This is a genomic window from Mesorhizobium sp. M0292 (assembly GCF_040321695.1).
In the GTDB taxonomy this organism is placed as follows: Bacteria; Pseudomonadota; Alphaproteobacteria; order Rhizobiales; family Rhizobiaceae; genus Mesorhizobium.
This window is the reverse complement of record NZ_JAMYSB010000004.1, coordinates 12,758-32,721: the sequence shown is the minus strand read 5'-3', so window position 1 is coordinate 32,721 and position 19,964 is coordinate 12,758. Positions and strand designations below refer to the sequence as shown.

At 63.4% G+C, this 19,964-nt stretch carries 19 protein-coding genes; 13 read left to right on the top strand and 6 right to left on the bottom strand.

The genetic code is table 11. From position 1 onward, the window contains the following. The first annotated feature begins 29 nt into the window (after positions 1 to 29). From ftsZ to NKI96_RS07075, 6 genes are all read left to right on the top strand, one after another. Positions 30 to 1,688, top strand: coding sequence for a cell division protein FtsZ (ftsZ, locus tag NKI96_RS07100; protein WP_023712437.1), 1,659 nt, complete (start codon positions 30 to 32; stop codon positions 1,686 to 1,688). Positions 1,689 to 1,959: 271 nt separating this feature from the next. Continuing rightward, complete coding sequence (lpxC, locus tag NKI96_RS07095; protein WP_023668283.1) at positions 1,960 to 2,907, top strand: UDP-3-O-acyl-N-acetylglucosamine deacetylase; 948 nt, start codon at positions 1,960 to 1,962, stop codon at positions 2,905 to 2,907. A gap of 262 nt (positions 2,908 to 3,169) precedes the next feature. Beyond that, positions 3,170 to 4,039 carry an outer membrane protein assembly factor BamD gene (locus NKI96_RS07090; protein ID WP_023668284.1) on the top strand — a complete coding sequence of 290 codons (870 nt, stop codon included), beginning with the start codon at positions 3,170 to 3,172 and terminating at the stop codon, positions 4,037 to 4,039. A 218-nt stretch (positions 4,040 to 4,257) separates the two neighbouring features. Further along, on the top strand, positions 4,258 to 5,931 hold the full coding sequence (gene recN / locus NKI96_RS07085; RefSeq protein ID WP_027050616.1) for a DNA repair protein RecN: 1,674 nt from the start codon (positions 4,258 to 4,260) through the stop codon (positions 5,929 to 5,931). A 111-nt stretch (positions 5,932 to 6,042) separates the two neighbouring features. Continuing rightward, positions 6,043 to 8,247, top strand: a complete 2,205-nt coding sequence (gene ligA / locus NKI96_RS07080; RefSeq protein WP_023712439.1) for an NAD-dependent DNA ligase LigA — start codon at positions 6,043 to 6,045, stop codon at positions 8,245 to 8,247. Next, positions 8,247 to 8,939 carry a DUF2461 domain-containing protein gene (locus tag NKI96_RS07075; RefSeq protein WP_023712440.1) on the top strand — a complete coding sequence of 231 codons (693 nt, stop codon included), beginning with the start codon at positions 8,247 to 8,249 and terminating at the stop codon, positions 8,937 to 8,939. Before ligA ends, NKI96_RS07075 begins: the two co-directional genes overlap by 1 nt. A gap of 22 nt (positions 8,940 to 8,961) precedes the next feature. Here NKI96_RS07075 and NKI96_RS07070 read toward each other — a convergent pair whose 3' ends face one another. Then, entirely contained in the window at positions 8,962 to 9,720 is a 759-nt protein-coding gene (locus NKI96_RS07070; protein WP_023697012.1) for an SDR family NAD(P)-dependent oxidoreductase, read from the bottom strand. A 116-nt stretch (positions 9,721 to 9,836) separates the two neighbouring features. Here NKI96_RS07070 and NKI96_RS07065 point away from each other — a divergent pair, with 116 nt between their 5' ends. Then, entirely contained in the window at positions 9,837 to 10,565 is a 729-nt protein-coding gene (locus NKI96_RS07065) for an AzlC family ABC transporter permease (RefSeq protein ID WP_352522171.1), read from the top strand. Beyond that, the gene (locus NKI96_RS07060; protein ID WP_352522170.1) at positions 10,562 to 10,858 is read left to right on the top strand and encodes an AzlD family protein; all 297 of its coding nucleotides are present in this window, start codon (positions 10,562 to 10,564) and stop codon (positions 10,856 to 10,858) included. Before NKI96_RS07065 ends, NKI96_RS07060 begins: the two co-directional genes overlap by 4 nt. A 155-nt stretch (positions 10,859 to 11,013) precedes the next feature. On the opposite strand, the gene NKI96_RS07055 is transcribed toward NKI96_RS07060, so the two are convergent. The 3 genes from NKI96_RS07055 to NKI96_RS07045 form a co-directional block, all read right to left on the bottom strand. Further along, entirely contained in the window at positions 11,014 to 12,858 is a 1,845-nt protein-coding gene (locus NKI96_RS07055; protein ID WP_352803498.1) for an aminopeptidase P family protein, read from the bottom strand. A gap of 105 nt (positions 12,859 to 12,963) precedes the next feature. Further along, complete coding sequence (locus NKI96_RS07050; RefSeq protein WP_352803495.1) at positions 12,964 to 13,836, bottom strand: 50S ribosomal protein L11 methyltransferase; 873 nt, start codon at positions 13,834 to 13,836, stop codon at positions 12,964 to 12,966. Positions 13,837 to 13,918: 82 nt separating this feature from the next. Then, positions 13,919 to 14,494, bottom strand: a complete 576-nt coding sequence (locus NKI96_RS07045; protein WP_023697009.1) for an SCO family protein — start codon at positions 14,492 to 14,494, stop codon at positions 13,919 to 13,921. Between the two features lie 182 nt (positions 14,495 to 14,676). Between NKI96_RS07045 and NKI96_RS07040 the strand changes: the two genes are divergently transcribed. The 3 genes from NKI96_RS07040 (at position 14,677) to NKI96_RS07030 (ending at position 16,708) form a co-directional block, all read left to right on the top strand. Next, entirely contained in the window at positions 14,677 to 15,195 is a 519-nt protein-coding gene (locus NKI96_RS07040) for a CreA family protein (RefSeq protein ID WP_032885447.1), read from the top strand. Between the two features lie 61 nt (positions 15,196 to 15,256). After that, positions 15,257 to 15,898 (top strand): DapH/DapD/GlmU-related protein, encoded by a 642-nt coding sequence (locus NKI96_RS07035; RefSeq protein ID WP_023697007.1) that lies wholly within the window; start codon positions 15,257 to 15,259, stop codon positions 15,896 to 15,898. A 378-nt stretch (positions 15,899 to 16,276) separates the two neighbouring features. Continuing rightward, the gene (locus NKI96_RS07030) at positions 16,277 to 16,708 is read left to right on the top strand and encodes a low affinity iron permease family protein (protein WP_031197915.1); all 432 of its coding nucleotides are present in this window, start codon (positions 16,277 to 16,279) and stop codon (positions 16,706 to 16,708) included. 26 nt (positions 16,709 to 16,734) lie between these two features. Here NKI96_RS07030 and NKI96_RS07025 read toward each other — a convergent pair whose 3' ends face one another. Continuing rightward, positions 16,735 to 17,601 (bottom strand): SDR family NAD(P)-dependent oxidoreductase, encoded by an 867-nt coding sequence (locus tag NKI96_RS07025; RefSeq protein WP_023815565.1) that lies wholly within the window; start codon positions 17,599 to 17,601, stop codon positions 16,735 to 16,737. Between the two features lie 131 nt (positions 17,602 to 17,732). Between NKI96_RS07025 and NKI96_RS07020 the strand changes: the two genes are divergently transcribed. Next, positions 17,733 to 18,014 (top strand): hypothetical protein, encoded by a 282-nt coding sequence (locus tag NKI96_RS07020; RefSeq protein WP_023668298.1) that lies wholly within the window; start codon positions 17,733 to 17,735, stop codon positions 18,012 to 18,014. A 12-nt stretch (positions 18,015 to 18,026) separates the two neighbouring features. On the opposite strand, the gene NKI96_RS07015 is transcribed toward NKI96_RS07020, so the two are convergent. Then, positions 18,027 to 18,602 (bottom strand): TMEM175 family protein, encoded by a 576-nt coding sequence (locus NKI96_RS07015; protein ID WP_023682120.1) that lies wholly within the window; start codon positions 18,600 to 18,602, stop codon positions 18,027 to 18,029. 153 nt (positions 18,603 to 18,755) lie between these two features. On the opposite strand from NKI96_RS07015, the gene NKI96_RS07010 reads away from it, so the two are divergent. After that, positions 18,756 to 19,964 carry an MFS transporter gene (locus NKI96_RS07010; protein WP_352803492.1) on the top strand — a complete coding sequence of 403 codons (1,209 nt, stop codon included), beginning with the start codon at positions 18,756 to 18,758 and terminating at the stop codon, positions 19,962 to 19,964.

Here is a 19,964-nt window from a genome sequence, read left to right as displayed (position 1 = left end):
AGCGGCGGGAAAGGCAAAGGACGGAGACAATGACGATCAATCTGCAAAAGCCGGACATCACCGAGCTCAAGCCGCGGATCACCGTATTCGGTGTCGGCGGCGGCGGCGGCAATGCCGTCAACAACATGATCACCGCGGGCTTGCGCGGTGTCGAGTTCGTCGTGGCCAACACCGATGCACAGGCGCTGACCATGTCGAAGGCCGAGCGGCTGATCCAGCTCGGCGCGCATGTAACCGAGGGGCTCGGCGCCGGCTCGCAGCCTGAAGTGGGCCGTGCGGCGGCGGAAGAGTGCATCGATGAGATCATCGATCATCTCTCCAACACCCATATGTGCTTCGTCACCGCCGGTATGGGTGGCGGCACCGGAACCGGTGCGGCTCCCGTGGTTGCCCGCGCGGCGCGCGAACGGGGTATCCTCACCGTCGGCGTCGTCACCAAGCCGTTCCATTTCGAAGGCCAGCGCCGCATGAAGACGGCGGATCTCGGCATCGAGGAGCTGCAGAAATGTGTCGATACCCTGATCGTCATCCCCAACCAGAACCTGTTCCGGCTGGCCAATGACAAGACCACCTTTGCCGACGCCTTCGCCATGGCCGACCAGGTGCTCTACTCCGGTGTTGCCTGCATCACCGACCTGATGGTCAAGGAAGGTCTGATCAATCTCGACTTCGCCGACGTGCGTTCGGTGATGCGCGAAATGGGCAAGGCGATGATGGGCACCGGCGAAGCTTCGGGCGAGGGCCGCGCGATGGCCGCCGCCGAGGCGGCGATCGCCAATCCGTTGCTCGACGAGACCTCGATGAGGGGCGCCAAGGGCCTGCTGATCTCGATCACCGGCGGCCGCGACCTAACCCTGTTCGAAGTCGACGAGGCCGCGACCCGCATCCGCGAGGAAGTCGATCAGGACGCCAACATCATCCTCGGCGCCACCTTCGACGAGGAACTCGAAGGCGTCATCCGCGTCTCGGTGGTCGCCACCGGCATCGACAAATCGGCAGCTGAAATTGCCGCGGCGCCGATCTCGATCCGGGCCGTGCCGCCGCAGCAGAAGCCGGTCAGCCGCCCAGCGGCTCCGGGGGCGGAAGGCCGTCCGGCACCGGTCCAGCAGCAGACCTATGAGCAGCGCGCGGCCGATCCGGTGGCCGAGGCGATCCAACTTGCCGAGGCCAATGCGGCGGCAATGGCTCGTCCGACGCCGATGGCCCAGGCGGAAGATTTCCGCCCGCAGAGCAAGATCTTCCAGGCCCCGCCTGCCCAGCCGCAGCCTGTCGTGCAGCAGGTGATGCAACCGGCGCCGATGCGGGAAATGCCGCAGCCGGTGGCTGCCGCACCGCAGCGCATGCCGCGGGTGGAGGATTTTCCGCCTGTGGTGCGGGCCGAGGTGGAAGCCAAGGGCCGTCCGGCCGACCATGAAAACAGCGGGCCGATGGGGCTGCTCAAGCGGCTGACCAACGGGCTGACGCGCCGCGAAGAAGAGCCGGCCCGGTTGCAGCCGGCACAGCCGCGCGAACCGAAACTGCGCCAGGCGGCGCCGGAAATGCGCCGCCTTGCCAGCCAGGATCCGCAGCTTTACGCGCCGCGCCGCGGTCAGCTCGACGATCAGGGCCGGTTGACGCCGCAGACCAGGTCGACCCAGGAAGACGACCAGCTGGAGATACCGGCTTTCCTGCGCCGCCAGGCCAACTGAGCCGTTAACGGTATGTAACACTTGTTAACAGGCAGACGAGAGATTGTCTGCCTGTTAACGTTTAAAGTGGTTTAATAACAAGGCGTTACGATGTGACGCTCAAGGTCTGTCGCGGTTACACAGAGTAAGAAACCGTGATTTGGAGTCTCCCTGACAGACCATTATCTTTGCCGCAGCACTTTCGGTGTGCTGGGATTCGGGGAAGTGGCCCTGCCTGCCGATAAAAAAGAGCCGCGCCTTTTGGGTTAAAGCGGACTTAGGCGTTTGGGCTATGGGGTTTGTCTTGCAAGACTATCAGACGACACTGAAATCGCGTGCAACGCTGACCGGTACCGGCGTTCACAGCGGCAAACCGGTCACCGTCAATTTCCTCCCTGCGGACGCCGACACCGGCGTGCTCTTCCACCTTTCGAACGGAAGCGAGAGCCGCGAGTTCCGCGCGCTGGTTGCTGAAGTCGGCGCGACCGATCTCTGCACCATGCTCGGCGATCCGGCAGGCGAGCATATCGCCACCGTCGAACATCTGATGGCGACGCTTTTCGGGCTCGGCATCGACAACATCGTCATCGAGATCGACGGTCATGAGGTTCCGATCCTCGATGGCAGTGCGGTGGCGTTCGTGGAAGCCATCGACCAAGCCGGCATCGAGACGCTGGCGGTCAAGCGCCGCTACATCAGGGTGGTCAAGCCCGTCCGCATCGAGAATGGCGCGTCCTGGGCCGAGTTCAGGCCCTATAGCGGCACGCGCTTCGAGGTCGAGATCGATTTCGAAAGCCCGGCGATCGGCCGCCAGCTATTCGCCTCCGACATCAACCCCGACATCTTTCGCCAGGATATCGCGCGCGCCCGCACCTTCGGCTTCATGAAGGATGTCGAGCGGCTGTGGGCGGCCGGCTATGCGCTGGGCTCCTCGCTGGAGAACTCGCTGGTGATCGGCGACGACAACCGGGTGATCAACATGGGCGGCCTGCGCTACCCCAACGAGTTCGCTCGCCACAAGACGATGGACGCGATGGGCGATCTGGCGCTGGCCGGCGCCCGTTTCATCGGTTGTTTCCGCTCCTATCGCGGCGGTCACCGGATGAATGCGGCTGCTTTGCGGCGGCTTCTGTCCGACCGTTCGGCCTTCGAGGTCGTCGAGACCACGCGCCGCGAGCGCGGCCGCACCGCCGAGATGAGCGCCGTCACCGGCCCTGTCTTTGCACCTTGGGTGATCTGATTCTTAACGTATTTCTGGCTTTCTGAACGCTGGCCGGTGTTGCACGGATGCATCACCGGCCGTGAAAGTGCATAGCTTTCCGGGCAACACCAAGCCGCCACAAAAATGTGCGATTGGCTAGACATAGCGTTGCTGGGCAAGGCAGTTATGGTTTATGGCTGCTGCCGTCTGTTAGGCGCATGTCGCTCAAAAGTGGGGATCAGTTTTGAGGGAACGCCATGCGAAAGGCATTGAACTAACGCCGAAAGGGCGCAATCCAATCATGTTCTTCAAGCGAGTTGGTCAATCGAAAGCGCCGTATCGGGCTGTTTTCCTGGCGCTTTCGGTGGTTGTGCCATCGCTGTTCCTCTCGGCCTGCATGTCGTCCGAGAAAGACGTCGACCTGTCGACCTATGTCGACCAGACCGAACCGGCCGACGTCCTTTACAATCAAGGCCTTGCCAATCTCAATGCCGGCCGCCTGGATGAGGCGAGCAAGAAGTTCGACGCCGTCGACCGCCAGCACCCCTATTCGGAATTCGCCCGCAAATCGATGGTGATGGGCGCCTTCGCCGACTATCGCGCCGGCCGTTATGACGAAGCGATCGGCTCGGCCAAGCGCTATCTCACGCTCTATCCGTCGACCGACGACGCGGCTTACGCCCAGTATATTATCGGGCTGAGCTACTACAAGCAGATCAAGGACGTCACCCAGGATCAGAAGGAAGCACGCCAGACCGTGCAGACGATGCAGGATCTGGTGACGCGCTGGCCGACGTCGGAATATGTCGACGACGCCAAGGAAAAGATCCGTTTCGCCAACGACCAGCTGGCCGGCAAAGAGATGCAGATCGGCCGCTATTATCTCGAGCGGCGCGAATACATTGCTGCCGTCAAGCGCTTCCGCAACGTGGTCGAGAACTATTCCAACACCCGCCATGTCGAAGAGGCGCTGGCGCGTCTGGCCGAAAGCTACTACGCGATGGGCTTGACCTCGGAAGCGCAAACCGCCGCTGCGGTGCTCGGCACCAATTATCCCGACAGCCAATGGTACAAGGATACCTACAAGCTGTTGCAGAGCAACGGGCTTGAGCCGCGCGAGAATGCCGGATCGTGGATATCCAAGGCCGGCAAGCTGATCACCGGCGCCTGACGCCCGAGCATCGACTGAGGCGGAACGCGCTTTTCGGATTGATCCGACGCTCAAACAAAAAGATAGTGCGGCGCTGCGACTCCATCGGTCGCATGCCGCTTCACAGCGGTTCAGTGGTTTGATTGAGGCGCTGAACCGTCCTAACTTTTTGTTGTACGCAATTCCGGACGGAAAACCGCTACGCACTTTTCCTGGAATTGCTTGAGGTCCGGGTTCTGATGCTTTCCAGACTGTCGATCCGCGATATCGTCCTGATCGAGAAGCTGGATATCGACTTCCAGCCCGGCCTTTCCGTGCTGACCGGTGAAACCGGCGCCGGCAAATCCATCCTTCTCGACGCGCTGTCGCTGGCGCTTGGCGCCCGCGGCGACGCCTCGCTGGTGCGGCACGGTGCTGCCCAGGGCCAGGTCATTGCCGTCTTCGATGTGCCGCGCAACCACCCGGTGCGCGCGCTGCTGGCCGAAAACGCCATCGAGGATGACGGCGACATCATCCTGCGCCGGCTGCAGACCGCGGATGGCCGCACCCGTGTCTTCGTCAACGACCAGCCGTCCAGCGTCACCCTGATGCGCGACATCGGCCACGCGCTGGTCGAGATCCACGGCCAACATGACGAGCGCGCTCTGGTCGATCCCGGCGCCCATCGCGAATTGCTGGACAGTTTTGGCGGCCATCTGGGCGCTGCCCGCGCGACCGGCGAGGCTTGGCGCTATTGGCGCGGCGCCGAGCAGGAGTTTGCCAGGCACCGCGCCAAGGTCGAGGCAGCGGCGCGCGAGGCCGATTATCTCAGGGCCTCGGTGGCGGAACTGGCAAAGCTCGATCCGCAGCCCGGGGAAGAGACGCAACTGGCCGAATTGCGCGCCACGATGATGCGGGCCGAAAAGATCGCCTCGGAAATACACGATGCGCAGGATGTGCTGTCAGGCCCGTCCTCGCCACTGCCGCAACTGGCCAGTTTGCTCAGGCGCCTGCAGCGCAAGGCCAGCGAAGCGCCGGGCCTGCTCGAGGATGTGGTGAAGTCGCTGGATGAGGCGATGCTGTCGCTGGATGCCGCGCAATCGGGCGTCGAGGCGGCATTGCGCGCCACCGAATACGACCCGCAGCGGCTGGAGAAGGCGGAGGAGCGGCTGTTTTCGCTGCGTGCGGCCTCACGCAAGCACAGTGTGGCCGTCGACGATCTGGCGCAACTGCGCGACACCATGTCCGCCGATCTCGCCGATCTCGATGCCGGCGAGGGGCGCCTGCATCTCTTGGAAAAGCAGGCCTCAGCGGCGCGCGAAGCCTACGATATTTCCGCAGCCCAGCTCTCCGCGCTTCGCCACGCCGCGGCGGTCGGTCTGACCAAGGCTGTGATGGCCGAACTGCCGGCGCTGAAGCTCGAACGGGCCGAGTTCATCGTTGAACTGGCCAGCGATGGCGAGAACCGCATGGAAGAGGGCATCGACCAGGTCGAGTTCTGGGTGCGCACCAATCCCGGTACCAGGCCCGGCCCGATGATGAAGGTCGCTTCCGGCGGCGAGCTGTCGCGCTTCCTGCTGGCGCTCAAGGTGGCGCTGGCCGACCGTGGCTCGGCGCCGACATTGGTCTTCGACGAGATCGACACCGGCGTCGGCGGCGCCGTGGCCGATGCGATCGGCCAAAGGCTGGCCAGGCTGTCGAAGCGCGTGCAGGTGCTGTCGGTCACGCATGCTCCGCAAGTGGCGGCGCGCGCGGCAACGCATTTCCTGATTTCCAAATCCGGTGGCACCGACAGGGTCGCCACCGGCATTGCCGAGATGGACCGGGCGGCGCGCCAGGAAGAGATTGCGCGCATGCTGGCCGGCGCCACCATCACCGAAGAGGCGCGCGCAGCCGCCGAACGGCTGCTACGCGAGAATATTGCTGCAGCGTAGTCGTCGCAAGGCTTTCGGACTGAGTCAGGATATGGCTCCATCCCGCTGTTCAGGAATGCTTTTTCCGAAATCCTGATTTATGGTGTCGCGCCACTGTCCAGGGACCGCTGCATGTCTGAAAAACCAGTCGAATCGTTGAGCGAAAGCGAAGCCGCGGATGAGCTCCAGCGGCTGGCCGAGGAGATCGCCGGTCATGACAGGCGCTATCATGCCGAGGACGCGCCGACGATTACGGACGCGGAATATGACGCGCTGCGGCGGCGCAACCTTGCCATCGAGGAGCGGTTTCCCGGTCTGGTACGCGAGGATTCGCCCTCGCTGCGGGTCGGCGCCGCGCCGGCGGAAGGCTTTGCCAAGGTGCGCCATGCGGTGCCGATGCTCAGCCTCGCCAAGGCCTACACAGACGAGGACGTCACCGATTTCATCGAGCGTGGCCGGCGCTTCTTCGACCGCGACAAGGATCTCGACATCGCGTTTACGGCCGAGCCGAAGATCGACGGCCTGTCGGCGTCGCTGCGCTATGAACGCGGTGTGTTCGTGCAGGGTGCTACGCGCGGCGACGGCGCTGTCGGCGAAGACATCACCGCCAATCTCAGGACCATCGCCGACATCCCAGCCAAGCTCAAAGGATCGGGCTGGCCCGAGACCATCGAGATCCGCGGCGAAGTCTACATGACCTATGCGGAATTCGAGGCACTGAAGGCCCGCTCGGCGGCGGTGGGCGGCCAGGACTATGTCAATCCGCGCAACACGGCAGCGGGCTCCTTGCGACAGAAGGATGCGTCCGTCACCGCCAGCCGCAATCTTAAATTTTTTGCCTATGCCTGGGGCTACACGACAGCGGATCCGGCGCCGACCCAATACGATTCGGTGCAGAAATTCGCCGAATGGGGGTTCAAGGTCAGCCCGCTGATGGTGCGGGCGAAGTCTGTCGAGGAGCTGATCGCGCACTACCACAAGATCGAGGAGCTGCGTTCGTCGCTCGGCTACGACATCGACGGTGTCGTCTACAAGGTCGACCAGCTGGAATTGCAGCGTCGCTGGGGCTTTGTCACCGGTGAGCCGCGCTGGGCCGTTGCGCACAAATTCCCGGCCGAACAGGCGATGACGACGGTGCAGAAGATCGACATCCAGGTCGGCCGTACCGGCACGCTGGCGCCGGTGGCGCGGCTGGCGCCCGTCACGGTCGGCGGCGTGGTGGTCGAAAACGTCACGCTGCACAATGAGGACTACATCAAGGGCTTCGACAGCAACGGCCTGCCGATTCGCGACGGCATCGATGTCCGCATCGGTGACACGGTTGTCATACAACGGGCGGGCGATGTCATTCCGCAGATCGTCAGCGTGGTCGTCGATAAGCGGCCGGCTGATGCGGTGCCTTATGAATTCCCGCACATTTGTCCGGTCTGCGGCTCGCCGGCGACGCGCGAAATCAACGAGAAGACCGGCAAGGAGGATTCGCGCCGGCGCTGCACCGGCGAGCTGATCTGCGCCGCGCAGGCTGTGGAGCGGCTGCGTCATTTCGCGTCGCGCGGCGCGCTCGACATCGAGGGGCTGGGCGCCGAGAATATCGACCTGTTCTTCAATTCGGGACTGGTCAAGACCGCCGCCGATATCTTCACCCTCAGGGATCGCCGCCCGGCCGTCACCAGGGCGCTGGCCGAGCGGCGCGAGGAGCAGGCGCGGCTGCGCGAGGCGGCATCGGGCAAGGCGCGCAAGAATGTGCGCGGTGTCGAGGACCGCAATTATGAAGGTCTCGACAAGCTGTTCGCGGCCATCGATTCGCGCCGCCAGCCGGAGCTCGACCGCTTCATCTTTGCACTCGGCATCCGCCATATCGGCGAAACGACGGCGGCCGTGCTTGCGCGGACGTTTTCGACCGTCGAGGAGCTGATCCGCGTCGGCAAGGAAACGGCGGCGGCTGAGGATCCGCACAGCGTCTTCCCCTCCATCAACGGCATTGGCGATACAGTGATCGATGCGTTGCGCGATTTCTTCGGCAATGAACGCAATGACGACGTGCTCGACAGACTGCTCGAACAGGTCAAGCCGAAGCCGTATGTCGTCACCGTGTCGACCGACAGCGAGGTTGCCGGCAAGACCATCGTCTTCACCGGCACGCTGGAAAAGATGACACGCTCCGAAGCCAAGGCGATGGCCGAACGGCTCGGCGCCAAGGTGGCGGGTTCGGTGTCGACGAAGACCGATCTGCTGGTGGCCGGGCCGGGCGCCGGCTCCAAACTGAAGCAGGCCAGCGAACTCGGCGTCGAAGTCATCGACGAGGACACCTGGCTGCAACGGGTCGGCAAGGCGTGATGGCCGGTTCGTTCAAAGGGTTCGGGCAAAAGGCCATACCGTTCCTCAAGGCGCTCGACTTCCACCAGAGCCGCGAATGGTTCCAGGAAAACCGCGCGCTTTACGACAGCGAGTTGCATGAGCCGTTCTGCGATCTGGTCGAGACGCTGACCGAGCGCTTCGCGGCGGCGGGTCTGGGCTTGCGCGGAGACCGCAAGAAGTCACTGTTTCGCATCAACCGCGACGTGCGCTTCGCCAAGGACAAGCGGCCCTACAACCAGCATTTGTCGGCCATGCTGTCGCCGGATGGCACCAAGATGGAGCAGGGCGTGTTCTTCGTCTATGTCGGGATCGACCGCTGCTTTGCCGATGTCGCCTGGTGGAATCCGGAGCCGTCCCTGCTGCTGGCGATGCGCAAGGCGATCGTCGCCCGGCCGGCCGAGTTCCGAAAACTGCTCTCAACGCTGAAGAAAAACGGCTTCGAACTTGAAACCGAGGGCCGCATGAAGCGCACGCCGCGCGGCTTCGAGCAGGTCAACGAACCCGATCTTGTCGACGCCATCCGCAACCGGCACTTCTATGTCCAGCACATGATCGATCCGGCTGGAATTCACGCGCCGACGCTGGTCGACGAGCTTGTCGATTTCGCCTTGCGCGCCAAGCCGCTGCTCGACTGGGGCAGGGCGATCCAGGGCACGGCACCGCGGAGCTAAATCAGCCCGGCGCACTGCACGGCTACATCCGCATCAAAAGCCCACCGTCGACTGCCAGCTCAATGCCGGTGATGTAGCTTGCCGCATCGGAAAGCAGGAAGAGCGTGGCATTGGCCATGTCCTGCGGCGTGCCGATGCGGCCGAGCGGCGCATAATTGGCAACGGCAGCGCGTTTCTCCTCGGTGTCCCAGCGCGCCTGCAGCGGCGTCAACGCCATGCCCGGGCAGATCGAATTGGAGCGGATGCCATCGCCCGCCAACTGCATGGCGAGCGACTTCGACAGCGCACAGACGCCGGCCTTGGAGGCCTGGTAGGCATCCTGCGGGGTCGGGTCGCCGCGATACCACTGGATGGTGGAAAAATGCACCATGGCGCCGCCGCGTCCGCCGGCCCGCATATGCGGAACCACCGCCCGCGCGGTGTGGACGAAGGATTTCAGATTGATGTTGAAGACCTGATCCCAGACATCGAGGTCCATCTCGAGGGCCGATTTGTCGCGACCGAACCAGAGCACGCCTGCGACATTGGCGAGATAATCGATGCCGCCGCGCTCGCGGCCCGCGGCATTGATGGTCTGCTCGACGAAGGCGGCGTCGGTGAGGTCGCCCTGGGCAAAGGTGAGCCGGTCGTCATAGGCGGCAAGCGACGCCGGACGCGGCTTGACGTCGATGGCGGTGACCGAGGCGCCGGCATCGAGCAGCGCCAGCGAGATCGCCTCGCCCATACCGCCACCGGCGCCGGTGACGACCGCGTGCCTGCCGGTGAAGTCATAAGCGATCATCCGAACCCCCTCATTTGTTTTTACAACATCAGTTTCGCTGATTTGTTGGCTCAAGCGAATTCGTCTGACTTTTCAAACGCCGGCTCCTACATAGCAGCGCGAGATGGGAATGTGACATGTCGGCAGAGACCTTAAGCGAAAATTCCGTGGCCAGCGACTTCTGGGACGGCGTGCGGCTGTCGATGCCGGTGGTTGTCGCCGCGGCGCCATTTGGGCTGCTGTTCGGCGCCATCGCCGTCGACAACGGCTTTTCCGTTCTCGAAGCTTTCTTGATGAGCGCGCTGATCTTCGGCGGCGCCAGCCAGATGGTCGGCATCGAATTGTTCGGCCAGCATGTCGCGCCATGGCTGATCGTGCTGTCGATCTTCGCCGTAAACTTCCGTCACGTGCTTTACTCCGCCAGCATCGGCCGGCGAATGGCGCACTGGCCGGTTATCAGCCAAGCGCTGGGCTATTTCGTGCTCACCGATCCGCAATTCGCGGTGGCCGAGCGTAAGGCCGAAGCCGGCGAGACCGTTGGCTTTGCCTGGTACATGGGGCTTGGCCTGCCGGTCTATGTGTTCTGGGGGATCGAGAGCGCGCTGGGCGCGGTGTTCGGCAAGCTGATCCCGGACACGCATGCGCTCGGCATCGACTTCCTGCTGCCGATCTATTTCCTCGGGCTGGTCATGGGCTTTCGCAACCGGCCACTGTGGCTGCCGGTGGTGATCGCCAGCGCCGCGGCGTCGATCATTGCCTACAAAACTGTGGGATCGCCATGGCACGTCTCCATCGGCGCCGTTGCAGGCGTGCTTCTGGCCGTCATCCTGCCGCCGCACCATAGCGGTGTGGAGGCAAAACGATGAGCGCGACCTTGTGGATCATCATTGCCGGCGCGATCGCCACCTATCTCACCCGCGTCGGCGGCCATCTGGCGATCTCGCGCTTCGACCACATCCATCCACGCGTCGAGGCGGGTTTGAATGCCGTGCCGGCCGCAGTGTTGACGACGCTGGTGGCGCCCGCCGCACTTAGCGCCGGACCGGCGGAATGGGCGGCGCTGGTCGTCGCCGCTGTGGTCTCGCTGCGCGGCGGCCTGATGGCGATGTTTCTGGCCGGGGCGGTGGTGCTGGTCCTCGCGCGGCAGTTTGTGGCATAGGGCGCCTGCCGGCACAACAGTTCCGAACTGTCGGCGCTGCCCCTCATTGCCCTGCCGGGCGTTCGTCACTCGAAAAGCCAAGCAATTGGCTTTTCGTCCGCTTCGCGGACCGCTCCTCACCTCCCCGTATAGTGACGGGGAGAAAGAATCTCATTTCAGATCTTGGCGTCGTGCGGCAGCGGCGCTGTTGCCTTCTCCAGCCAGGCCAGCGTCTCGCCGTCGAGCATCGGGCCGATCTCGGCCAGCACCCAGGCATGGTAAGTATCCAGCCAGTGCAACTCCTCGCGCGTCAGCAGGTCGGTGCGGATCAGCCTGATATCGATCGGCGCCAGCGTCAGCGTCTCGAAACCGTGCATGGCGATGTCGCCGCCCTCGACCTGTTCGGCCGGCGCCACCAGGATCAGGTTCTCGATGCGGATGCCGTAGGAGCCTTCCTTGTAATAGCCGGGCTCGTTGGACAGCATCATGCCGGCGAGCAGCTTTTCGGTGCCGGTGCGGGCGATGCGCTGCGGCCCTTCATGCACGGCCAGATACGAGCCGACGCCGTGGCCGGTGCCGTGGGCAAAGTCGCAGCCATGCTTCCACAGCGCCATGCGCGCCACTGCGTCGATTTCCGAGCCGCGCGTGCCGGCGGGAAAGCGCAGCGTGGAAATGCCGATCATGCCCTTCAGCACCAGCGTAAAGCGCTCGCGCATCTCCTCGGTCGGCTGGCCGATCGGCACCGTGCGGGTGATATCGGTGGTGCCGTCCTGATACTGGGCGCCGGAATCGAGCAGGAACAGCTCGCCCTTTGCCAGCTCGCGGTTGGTGGCGCGCGACACGCGGTAGTGCATGATGGCGCCGTTCGGACCGCTGCCGGAAATGGTGTCGAAGGAGACGTCGCGCAGCGGCATCTGCGTTTCCTCGCCGGTCTGCCGGCGCACCTCCTCCAGCTTGGTGACAACGGTTATTTCGTCGAGCGTGCCCGGCTTTTGCCGTTCCAGCCAGCACAGCAGTTTCGCCACGGCCGCCCCGTCTCGGCGGTGCGCGGCGCGGCTGCCGGCGATTTCCGCCTGGTTTTTGGTGGCGCGCGGAATGCGGGCGGGATCGGCTGCAGAAACAAATGTGCCGCCATTGTCCTCGACCAGCATTCTCAGCTTGTCCGCCGCCAGCACCGGATCGAGCGCGATCTTGGCGCCGCCCTTGGCAAGGGCTGCGACCGCCGCTTCGAATTCGCCGGGCTCGTGCAGATCGGCGAGTTGGGTGAGATAGGCGGCAACCGTGCGCGAAAACTTGCGCTGGTCCATGAACAGCTGGTGCTTGCCATCTGCTGCAAGGATCGCAAAGCCGAGCGCCAGCGGCGTGTGCGGCACGTCGCCGCCACGGATGTTGAAGGCCCAGGCGATCGAGGAGGGATCGGTGAGCACGGCATGTGTTGCGCCGTCCTTGGCGAGGGCCGCCGCCAGCCGCGCCAGCTTGTCCTTGGCCAGTTCGCCGGCAAAGCCGATCGGGTGGATTTCGACCGGCGCCACGGGCGGCGCCGGCTGATCCTTCCAGATGATGTCGATCGGGTTCCTGTCGAGCGGCACCAGCGTCGCGCCGGATTGCTCGGCCGAGGTTTTCAGCGCCTTGACCTCAGCGATCGTGTGCAGCCAGGGGTCGAAGCCAAGCCTGGCGCCCTTGCCGAGATTGCCCTTGATCCAGGAGGCCGGCGGGTTGTCGACGAGACTCTCGATTGCAAAAATGTCGAGATCGACTTCGTGGCGCACTTGCAAGGTATAGCGGCCATCGACGAACATGAAGGCGCGGTCACGCTGCACAAGTGCTACGCCCGCCGAGCCGCTGAAGCCGGTCAACCATTTCAGCCGCGCCGAGCGATCGGCCACATATTCGCCCTGGTGCTCGTCCGCGCGCGGCACCAGGAAACCGTCGAGGCCATTATCCGCCAGCCATCGCCGCAGCAACGTCACGCGCGGCTTGCCGACGCTCGGGTCGCCTGCGGAATCGAAGGTCTGGAACATGGTATGCCTCCTGTATCGGGCGCGACCGTAGCGCATGACCCGGAAAACCGGAATCGATTTTCGCCAATCGCAAACAGCCTCGGATGGTCCAAAGCGCGTTGCGTCTCAGTGCTTCAGGTGGATCGTTACCCAGCCTTCGCGATGCAAGGTCCTGACATGGCGGAAATTCTGGCCGACATAGGCCGAGATCACCGCATTGCACTGCCGCTCGAGGATGCCGGACAGCACGATCGAGCCGCCGAGGCTGATGTGCCTGGCCATCTCAGGCGCCAGCCGCATCAGCGGCCGCGCCAATATGTTGGCGACGATGAGGTCGAAAGGCGCGCGCTTGCCGAAGATCGGGTGGTGGAAGCCGGGCGCCGTCACCGTTTCGACCAGCGCCTTGACGTGGTTGAGGCGGGCATTGGCGGCGGCGACCCTGACGGCGATCGGATCGATGTCGGTCGCCAGCACCGGAATATGCGCCAGTTTGGCGACGGCGATCGCCAGCACCGCGCTGCCGGTGCCGAGGTCGAGGGCATTCCTGGGACGTTCGCGGCGCACGACCCGCTCCAGCATTTCGAGGCAGCCGGCCGTGGTGCCGTGATGGCCGGTGCCGAAGGCAAGGCCGGCCTCGATCTCGATGGCCAGTTCGCCGCTGTGGCGCTTCCTGCGGTCATGCGCGCCATGGACGAAGAAACGTCCAGCGCGCACCGGCTTCAGTCCCTCCAGCGAGCGCGCCACCCAGTCGATGTCGGGCAAAACCTCGCGCTCGATCGGCTTCGACAGGGACAGTCCGGCAAGGCTGTCTCTTAGCCGCGCCTCAACCGCGTCGACATTGCCGTCGGTGTAGAGCGAAACCTCATAGATGTCGCGGTCTTCATCGACTTCGAGCACGGCGATCGGCAGGCCTTCATCCTCGAAAGCCGGCTCGAGCGCGGCAAAGATGCGGTCGGCCTCGGTCTTTCCAGCGATGAAGTGGAGCCTGGTCTGACCCATCAGCTGGTTTCTTGTTCGAGCATGATCTCCGGACAACACTTTTTTGTCCGAGAAAAGCGGAATCCACGTTTCGGGATCATGCCTAGCCTGCCGCCAGCCGCTTCAGCTTGGCGATCGCGGTATCGGCGCTTTCGCCATAGGCTATGGTGCCCGAAAACTCGCCCTTGGCATTGAGCAGCAGCGCCGAGGCGGTGTGGTCCATCGTGTAATCGCCGTCGCCGGTGTCGACCTTCTTCCAGTAGATGTTGAAGGACTTCGCCATGGCGTGCACCTTGTCGGGATCGCCCGATATGCCGACGATGCGGTCGGAGAAATTGCTGACGTAAGTGTTCATCACCGGCGGCGTGTCGCGCTCTGGATCGACGGTAACGAAGTAGGCGTTGAGGTTCTTGCCGTCGTCGCCCAGCGTCTTCAGCCAGCCGGCCATTTCGAACAAAGTGGTCGGGCAGACTTCCGGGCAATGGGTGAAGCCGAAGAAGACGATGCTGGGTTTTCCCCGGAAGGCGGCTTCGGTGATTGGCGCGCCTTTCTGGTCGACCAGCGTGAATGGCGCGCCATACGGTTCGCCACCATAGTGGCCGCGATAGAAGTCAAAGGTGAGCCAGCCGATGCCCGCCGCCATCAGAACGAGAATGCCGACCAGAATTGAACGCATCATCAGGAATTGTCCGTAGCAGAAATCATCGAGCGCCGGATCGGCGCCTCTCTGCCGGCAGTCTTAGCCGGTCGCAGGGGGCAAGGCAAAGATGCCGCGTTGCCGCAACCGGGCTGGGCGCTACCTTGCAAACAGCTGGCCCTTATCCCACCTGAGACCGGCAAACTGAACCTGAGGAGGCTCCCTTGCATAGACGGACTGGGCAGAGACGGATTGGGCAGAAACTGATCGGCGGCGCGCTGGCCGCATGCATTGCCCTTGGCGCCGGTGCCGCAGCGGCAGAGGAAGTCGGCAAGGTCAGCGTCGATTGGGTCGGCAACGACATCATCGTCGAGGCGATCAAGGATCCCAAGATCGACGGCGTGACCTGCCATGTCTCCTATTTCGACCGCAGCGTCATCGACCGGCTGCACAAGGGCAACTGGTTCGAGGATCCGTCTGATTCCTCGATCTCCTGCCGCCAGACCGGGCCGATCACCATCGGCGACATCGACATGAGCGAGGGCGGCGAAGAGGTGTTCAAGCAAGGCATCAGCCTGATCTGGAAGAAGCAGGTGGTGAACCGCATCTACGACAAGAAGAACGAGACGCTGATCTATCTCTCGCATTCGCGCCAGGTGCAGGACGGCTCGGCGAAAATGTCGGTGACGACCGTGCCGCTGTTCAGCCAGAACGTGGTGTGGACCGGCGGCAAGCCGAAATAGCGGATTCTCCGGGCGCAACGCGACAATTGCTTCCGCAATTGTGCGGGGGTAAATCCGCCAGATGGACCGTACCGAAAACCTCGTCCTGAAAGATCCGGAGCCGCGCATCCATCCGACCGCGGAGCTGAAAGCGTGCAAGCTTGGCCGCTATGCCTCGATCGGCGAACGGGTGGTGCTGCGCGAGGTCAATGTCGGCGATTTCTCCTATTTCGAGCGCCACGCCGAGGCGATCTACACGACGATCGGAAAATTCTGCTCGATCGCCGCCAACAGCCGCATCAATGCGCTAGAGCATCCGATCGAGCGGATCACGCAGCACAAGCTCAGCTACCGGCCGAACGAGTATTTCCGCTGGCTGGGCGTCGACGCAGCGTTCCGCGCGCGGCGGCAGGCCAAGGCGGTCAGCATCGGCAACGATGTCTGGATCGGCCATGGCGCCGTCATCATGCCCGGCATCAGCATCGGCAATGGCGCCATCGTCGGCGCCAATGCGGTGGTGACGCGGAATGTACCGGCCTACACAATCGTCGCCGGCGTACCGGCAAAGCCGTTGCGCATGCGCTTTCCCTCCGAGATCGCGGCGCGGATCGAAAGCCTCGCCTGGTGGGACTGGCCGCCGGAGAAACTCGCCAAAGCGGTTCCCGACATGCAGGCCTTGCCGATTGAGGATTTCCTCCATCGCTGGGAGCAAGAGCATTCCTGAGAGCTCGCCGCGCGTGCGCGGTTTCATCGACTGGCTGGCCGAAATCCTGGCGCCAAAATTCTGAACGGCACGTGTCGGGAAGAGTTCCGCCGGCTGCGGCAACGCAACGAACCCCTTCCGCCATGCGGGGGTGGCGCAGCGGAAGGGGCTTGGAGACAAATCCGCGTGAAGCGGAAGGAACAGGTTTTGGCCTGCATGGCGACTATGGCAACAAACCGATAAGGCGGCTTTTCACGGCGCTGCGCCTTTGGCGTGCATACAATTGCATCAGCGATGCCCTCTGCGACAGGGAACCGGAAGCGGCTGCCGGTTGTTTATTGTTGGAGCGATGAACGGGCGTCGGGCAGTTTATCGCGCTTTGAACGGTCGAGGATGTGAATGATCGAAAAGCTGTTTACCAGAATCGCCAACACCGTTTCGCACTTGGCGGGCCTGCCGCCGACTTTCATCGCCTGCTGCGCCATCGTTATCGTCTGGGCGGTAAGCGGGCCATTCTTCGGCTTTTCCGATACGTGGCAGCTCGTCATCAACACGGGAACGACGATCATCACCTTTCTGATGGTGTTCCTGATCCAGAACACCCAGAACCGCGACGGCGCCGCGGTTCAGGCCAAGCTCGACGAACTGATCCGCGTCAGCGAGGGCCACAATCATTTCATCGGCATCGAGCACCTGACCGAATCCGAGGTCGAGGAGATCAGAGACAAATGCGAGCGGGCGGCAAAACGCCATGACCACGAGCTCGCCGAACTCGCGGCCAAGAAGGCCGTCGCGCAAAAGCGCACCGCGAAAAAACGCGCGCCCGCCTGAGTCTCGGCTTTGGCTGAGTTCGACGATCAGTTTCCCATAAAGGCCGCGAAAGCGTCCTTATGGTCGGGGTGCCAGCGCGAGAGAGCAGGCCGGTTCTCGATGATGTCGCCGATCGCCCAGGCCATGCGCTTTTCATCGGTCGGGCGCATCACCTCATTGTCGGGGCAGAGGATGTAGAAGTCCCCACGCGCCAGCGAAGCCAGCATGAAGTCGACCACCTGCTCGCCGGTCCAGGCGCCAGCCGGTTTTTCGACCGCTCCTTCGGTGAGGCCGGTGAAGGTGAAGCCGGGAATGAGAAGATGCGCCGCGACCTTCGCGCCCGGCTCGTTGCGCAATGCGTGCGCCAAGCCTTCGGTGAACGTCTTCAACGCCGATTTGGAGACGTTGTAGGCGAGATTGCCGGGTGGCGTGGTGATGCCTTGCTTGGAGCCGGTGTTGATGATCAGGCCAGGCTCTCCGGAGGCCAGCATGGCCGGAGCGAAGGCCTCGACGCCATGTACGACACCCCAGAAATTGATGTCGATCAGCCGCTTCCAGGCGTCGCCGTTCTCCCACGGTTTTCCCGGATTGTTGCCGACGCCGGCATTGTTCATCAGCAGCGATACGGCGCCGAAAGCGGCATGCGTCTTTTCCGCCAGCCGGCCGAGTTCGTCGGCCTTCGACACGTCGGTGGCGACGGCAAGCACGGCATTCTCGCCGGTGATCGCGGCGACTGCCTGGCGGGCCGCATCGAGGCGCGCGCCGCCAATGTCGGCCAGCACCAGTCTCATGCCCATAGCCGCCAGCCTTTTGGCGGCGGCAAGCCCGATGCCGCTGGCGCCCCCGGTGACGACGGCGACGTTGCCTCGGTTGAGGGCGGGCAAAGCGGATTGGATTTCGGCGTCGGAGGTCATGATCTTTTTCCTAGGGTTCGGGTGGCGCCGAACTTAGCGCGGGACGCGCATCGTGCAAGGCCGTCCCGCGTGTTCGGGTTGACCGCATCAACGGCGGCCGTGCATGCTGCGGCTGAACAGGAGACTGCCGATTGACCGACTGGGTTGCGATCCTGAAGGAGCAGACCGCCACCGGCGACCAGATGGGCCGCGAGGTGCCACAGATGCTTGCCAATCCGGACATAAGCGAAGCGCAGGTGAAGACCTTGTTTTCGGCACTCGAAAAACAGGCCGAGTTCGTCGAGAAATTGCGCATGGCGCTGGAAAAATTCGGCCATGATTTTTCGATCATCAAGGCGGCCGAGCGGCTGGAGGAGCGCTATGCCGACCTTGCGGCGTCGGTTGCCGAAAAGCTGAAGGCGATGCGCAAGTAGAGACGTCCTACGCTACTTTTCCAGCACCCGCGAAAAACGCGTGTCCGGCACGAACCAGACGGCGGCCACCAGCACGAAGATCGCAACGCCGATCCATTGGTTGACGAAGGCAAGCGGGACGGCTGCGGCGTAGAGGGCCACCGAGATCTTGCCCTTGCGGTCATTGCCCAGCGCCTTGGCGAAGGCGGTGTCGTTGCCGTGCAAATGGTGCAGCTTGGTGGCGAGAAAGGTGTAGGCGACCGCACACAGCACCAGGTCGATGCCATAGACGGCGACGGGGACCGGCGCGAAATGGTTCTCGCCCATGAAGGCCGTCGTTGCCGGCATCAGCGACAACCAGAACAGAAGGTTGAGGTTGGCCCACAGCACGCGGCCGTCGACCCTTTGGACGGTGTGGAACATGTTGTGCAGATTGTTCCAGTAGATGCCGACATTGATGAACGACAAGACATAGCTGAAAAAGATCGGCCACAGCGGCAGAAGCGCTGAAAAATCCTCGCCATGCGGCACTTTCAGCTCCAGCACCATGATGGTGATGATGATGGCGACCACCCCATCGGTGAATGCCTCGACTCTACCTTTTCCCATGGTTTCTCCCTCTCGATGGAAAGACGTTAAGCGAGGACTTCGGGCAAGACCATCCTGACAAGGTTGTCAGGATGAAGTTCGGCGCGTGGAACGGCCATCCTTACATGGACGTTGGGGCGCAATTGGGCGTTGGGCGATTGGCCGGAGGTTGCCATGACCAGCTATGCCGAGACCACGACGCGCGACAACGGACTCGATGGCCGGCCCGCGATGGCCGCGGTTGCCGCCATGATCGCCGCGCTGTTCGCCGGCAGCACGGTGCTGACGCCGCTTTACGTCATCTACAAGCAGGCCTTCGGTTTCTCGCAGATCACGCTGACGCTGGTCTACGCCGTCTATGTCGTCGGCAATCTCGGCGCATTGCTGATGTTCGGGCGCTTGTCCGACGGCATTGGCCGCCGTCCTGCGGCGCTGGCGTCGATGGCCATAGCGGTGGTCAGCGCGGTGGTGTTCCTGCTGGCCGAGAATGTCGCATGGCTCGATGTCGCCCGCATATTGAGCGGCCTTGGCATCGGCGTCGGCGCTGGAACCGGCACGGCCTGGCTTGCCGAATTGATCGAAGGTAAGGACAAATCGCGCGCGGCAATCATCGCCACCAGCACCAACTTCGTTGGCCTTGGCCTCGGCGCGCTGGCATCGGGCCTGCTCGCCGAATATGCGCCCTGGCCGTTGAGACTAACGTTTGCGGTCTATCTTGCCTTGCTGGTGGTGGTGACGCTGCTGATCTGGCGTACCCGCGAAACCGTGTCCCGGCCGGGCAGGCTGACCGACGTTTCGTTGCGGCCACGGCTATCGGTGCCGAGCGATATCCGCGCTGCCTTCGTGGCGCCGGCGGTCACCGGTTTCGGCGCCATGGCGCTGGTCGGCTTCTATGCAGCCCTGGCGCCGAGCATCCTGGCGCAGCAACTGCATGCGGCCAACCATGCCGAGGCCGGCGCGCTGTTCTTTGAACTGTCGATCGTTGCGGCCGCGACCATTCTGGCCACGACCCGACTGTCCAGCCGCGCCGGCATGCTGGCCGCGCTGGCGCTGATGATCCCGGCCGTAGGGCTGATGGTTGCTGCTCAGTTTTTCGCGTCGATGTCCCTGATGGTTGCCGCCACCGCTGTGTGCGGCGTGGCGGCGGCGCTCGGCTATCGCGGCGGCCTGCAGGTGGTGAACCAGATCGCACCTGCCGAGCGTCGCGCCGAATTGGTGTCGGCGTTCTTCATCTGCTGCTTCTGCGGCAATGCGCTGCCGGTGATCGGCATTGAGCTGCTGTCGAGTTGGGCCACTCCGACGACGGCAAGCCTGGCCTTCGCCGGCATGATCACGCTGTTCTCTGTCGTAGCGCTGGGGTTCGGCGTCAAATACGCGCGCTGA

What these genes read in the sequence shown, in the direction of transcription:
- ftsZ (WP_023712437.1), top strand. Translation starts at nt 30, where the DNA reads ATGACGATCAATCTGCAAAAGCCGGACATCACCGAGCTCAAGCCGCGG.
- lpxC (WP_023668283.1), top strand. Translation starts at nt 1,960, where the DNA reads ATGGGGTTTGTCTTGCAAGACTATCAGACGACACTGAAATCGCGTGCA.
- NKI96_RS07090 (WP_023668284.1), top strand. Translation starts at nt 3,170, where the DNA reads ATGTTCTTCAAGCGAGTTGGTCAATCGAAAGCGCCGTATCGGGCTGTT.
- recN (WP_027050616.1), top strand. Translation starts at nt 4,258, where the DNA reads ATGCTTTCCAGACTGTCGATCCGCGATATCGTCCTGATCGAGAAGCTG.
- ligA (WP_023712439.1), top strand. Translation starts at nt 6,043, where the DNA reads ATGTCTGAAAAACCAGTCGAATCGTTGAGCGAAAGCGAAGCCGCGGAT.
- NKI96_RS07075 (WP_023712440.1), top strand. Translation starts at nt 8,247, where the DNA reads ATGGCCGGTTCGTTCAAAGGGTTCGGGCAAAAGGCCATACCGTTCCTC.
- NKI96_RS07070 (WP_023697012.1), bottom strand. Translation starts at nt 9,720, where the DNA reads ATGATCGCTTATGACTTCACCGGCAGGCACGCGGTCGTCACCGGCGCC.
- NKI96_RS07065 (WP_352522171.1), top strand. Translation starts at nt 9,837, where the DNA reads ATGTCGGCAGAGACCTTAAGCGAAAATTCCGTGGCCAGCGACTTCTGG.
- NKI96_RS07060 (WP_352522170.1), top strand. Translation starts at nt 10,562, where the DNA reads ATGAGCGCGACCTTGTGGATCATCATTGCCGGCGCGATCGCCACCTAT.
- NKI96_RS07055 (WP_352803498.1), bottom strand. Translation starts at nt 12,858, where the DNA reads ATGTTCCAGACCTTCGATTCCGCAGGCGACCCGAGCGTCGGCAAGCCG.
- NKI96_RS07050 (WP_352803495.1), bottom strand. Translation starts at nt 13,836, where the DNA reads ATGGGTCAGACCAGGCTCCACTTCATCGCTGGAAAGACCGAGGCCGAC.
- NKI96_RS07045 (WP_023697009.1), bottom strand. Translation starts at nt 14,494, where the DNA reads ATGATGCGTTCAATTCTGGTCGGCATTCTCGTTCTGATGGCGGCGGGC.
- NKI96_RS07035 (WP_023697007.1), top strand. Translation starts at nt 15,257, where the DNA reads ATGGACCGTACCGAAAACCTCGTCCTGAAAGATCCGGAGCCGCGCATC.
- NKI96_RS07030 (WP_031197915.1), top strand. Translation starts at nt 16,277, where the DNA reads ATGATCGAAAAGCTGTTTACCAGAATCGCCAACACCGTTTCGCACTTG.
- NKI96_RS07025 (WP_023815565.1), bottom strand. Translation starts at nt 17,601, where the DNA reads ATGACCTCCGACGCCGAAATCCAATCCGCTTTGCCCGCCCTCAACCGA.
- NKI96_RS07015 (WP_023682120.1), bottom strand. Translation starts at nt 18,602, where the DNA reads ATGGGAAAAGGTAGAGTCGAGGCATTCACCGATGGGGTGGTCGCCATC.
- NKI96_RS07010 (WP_352803492.1), top strand. Translation starts at nt 18,756, where the DNA reads ATGACCAGCTATGCCGAGACCACGACGCGCGACAACGGACTCGATGGC.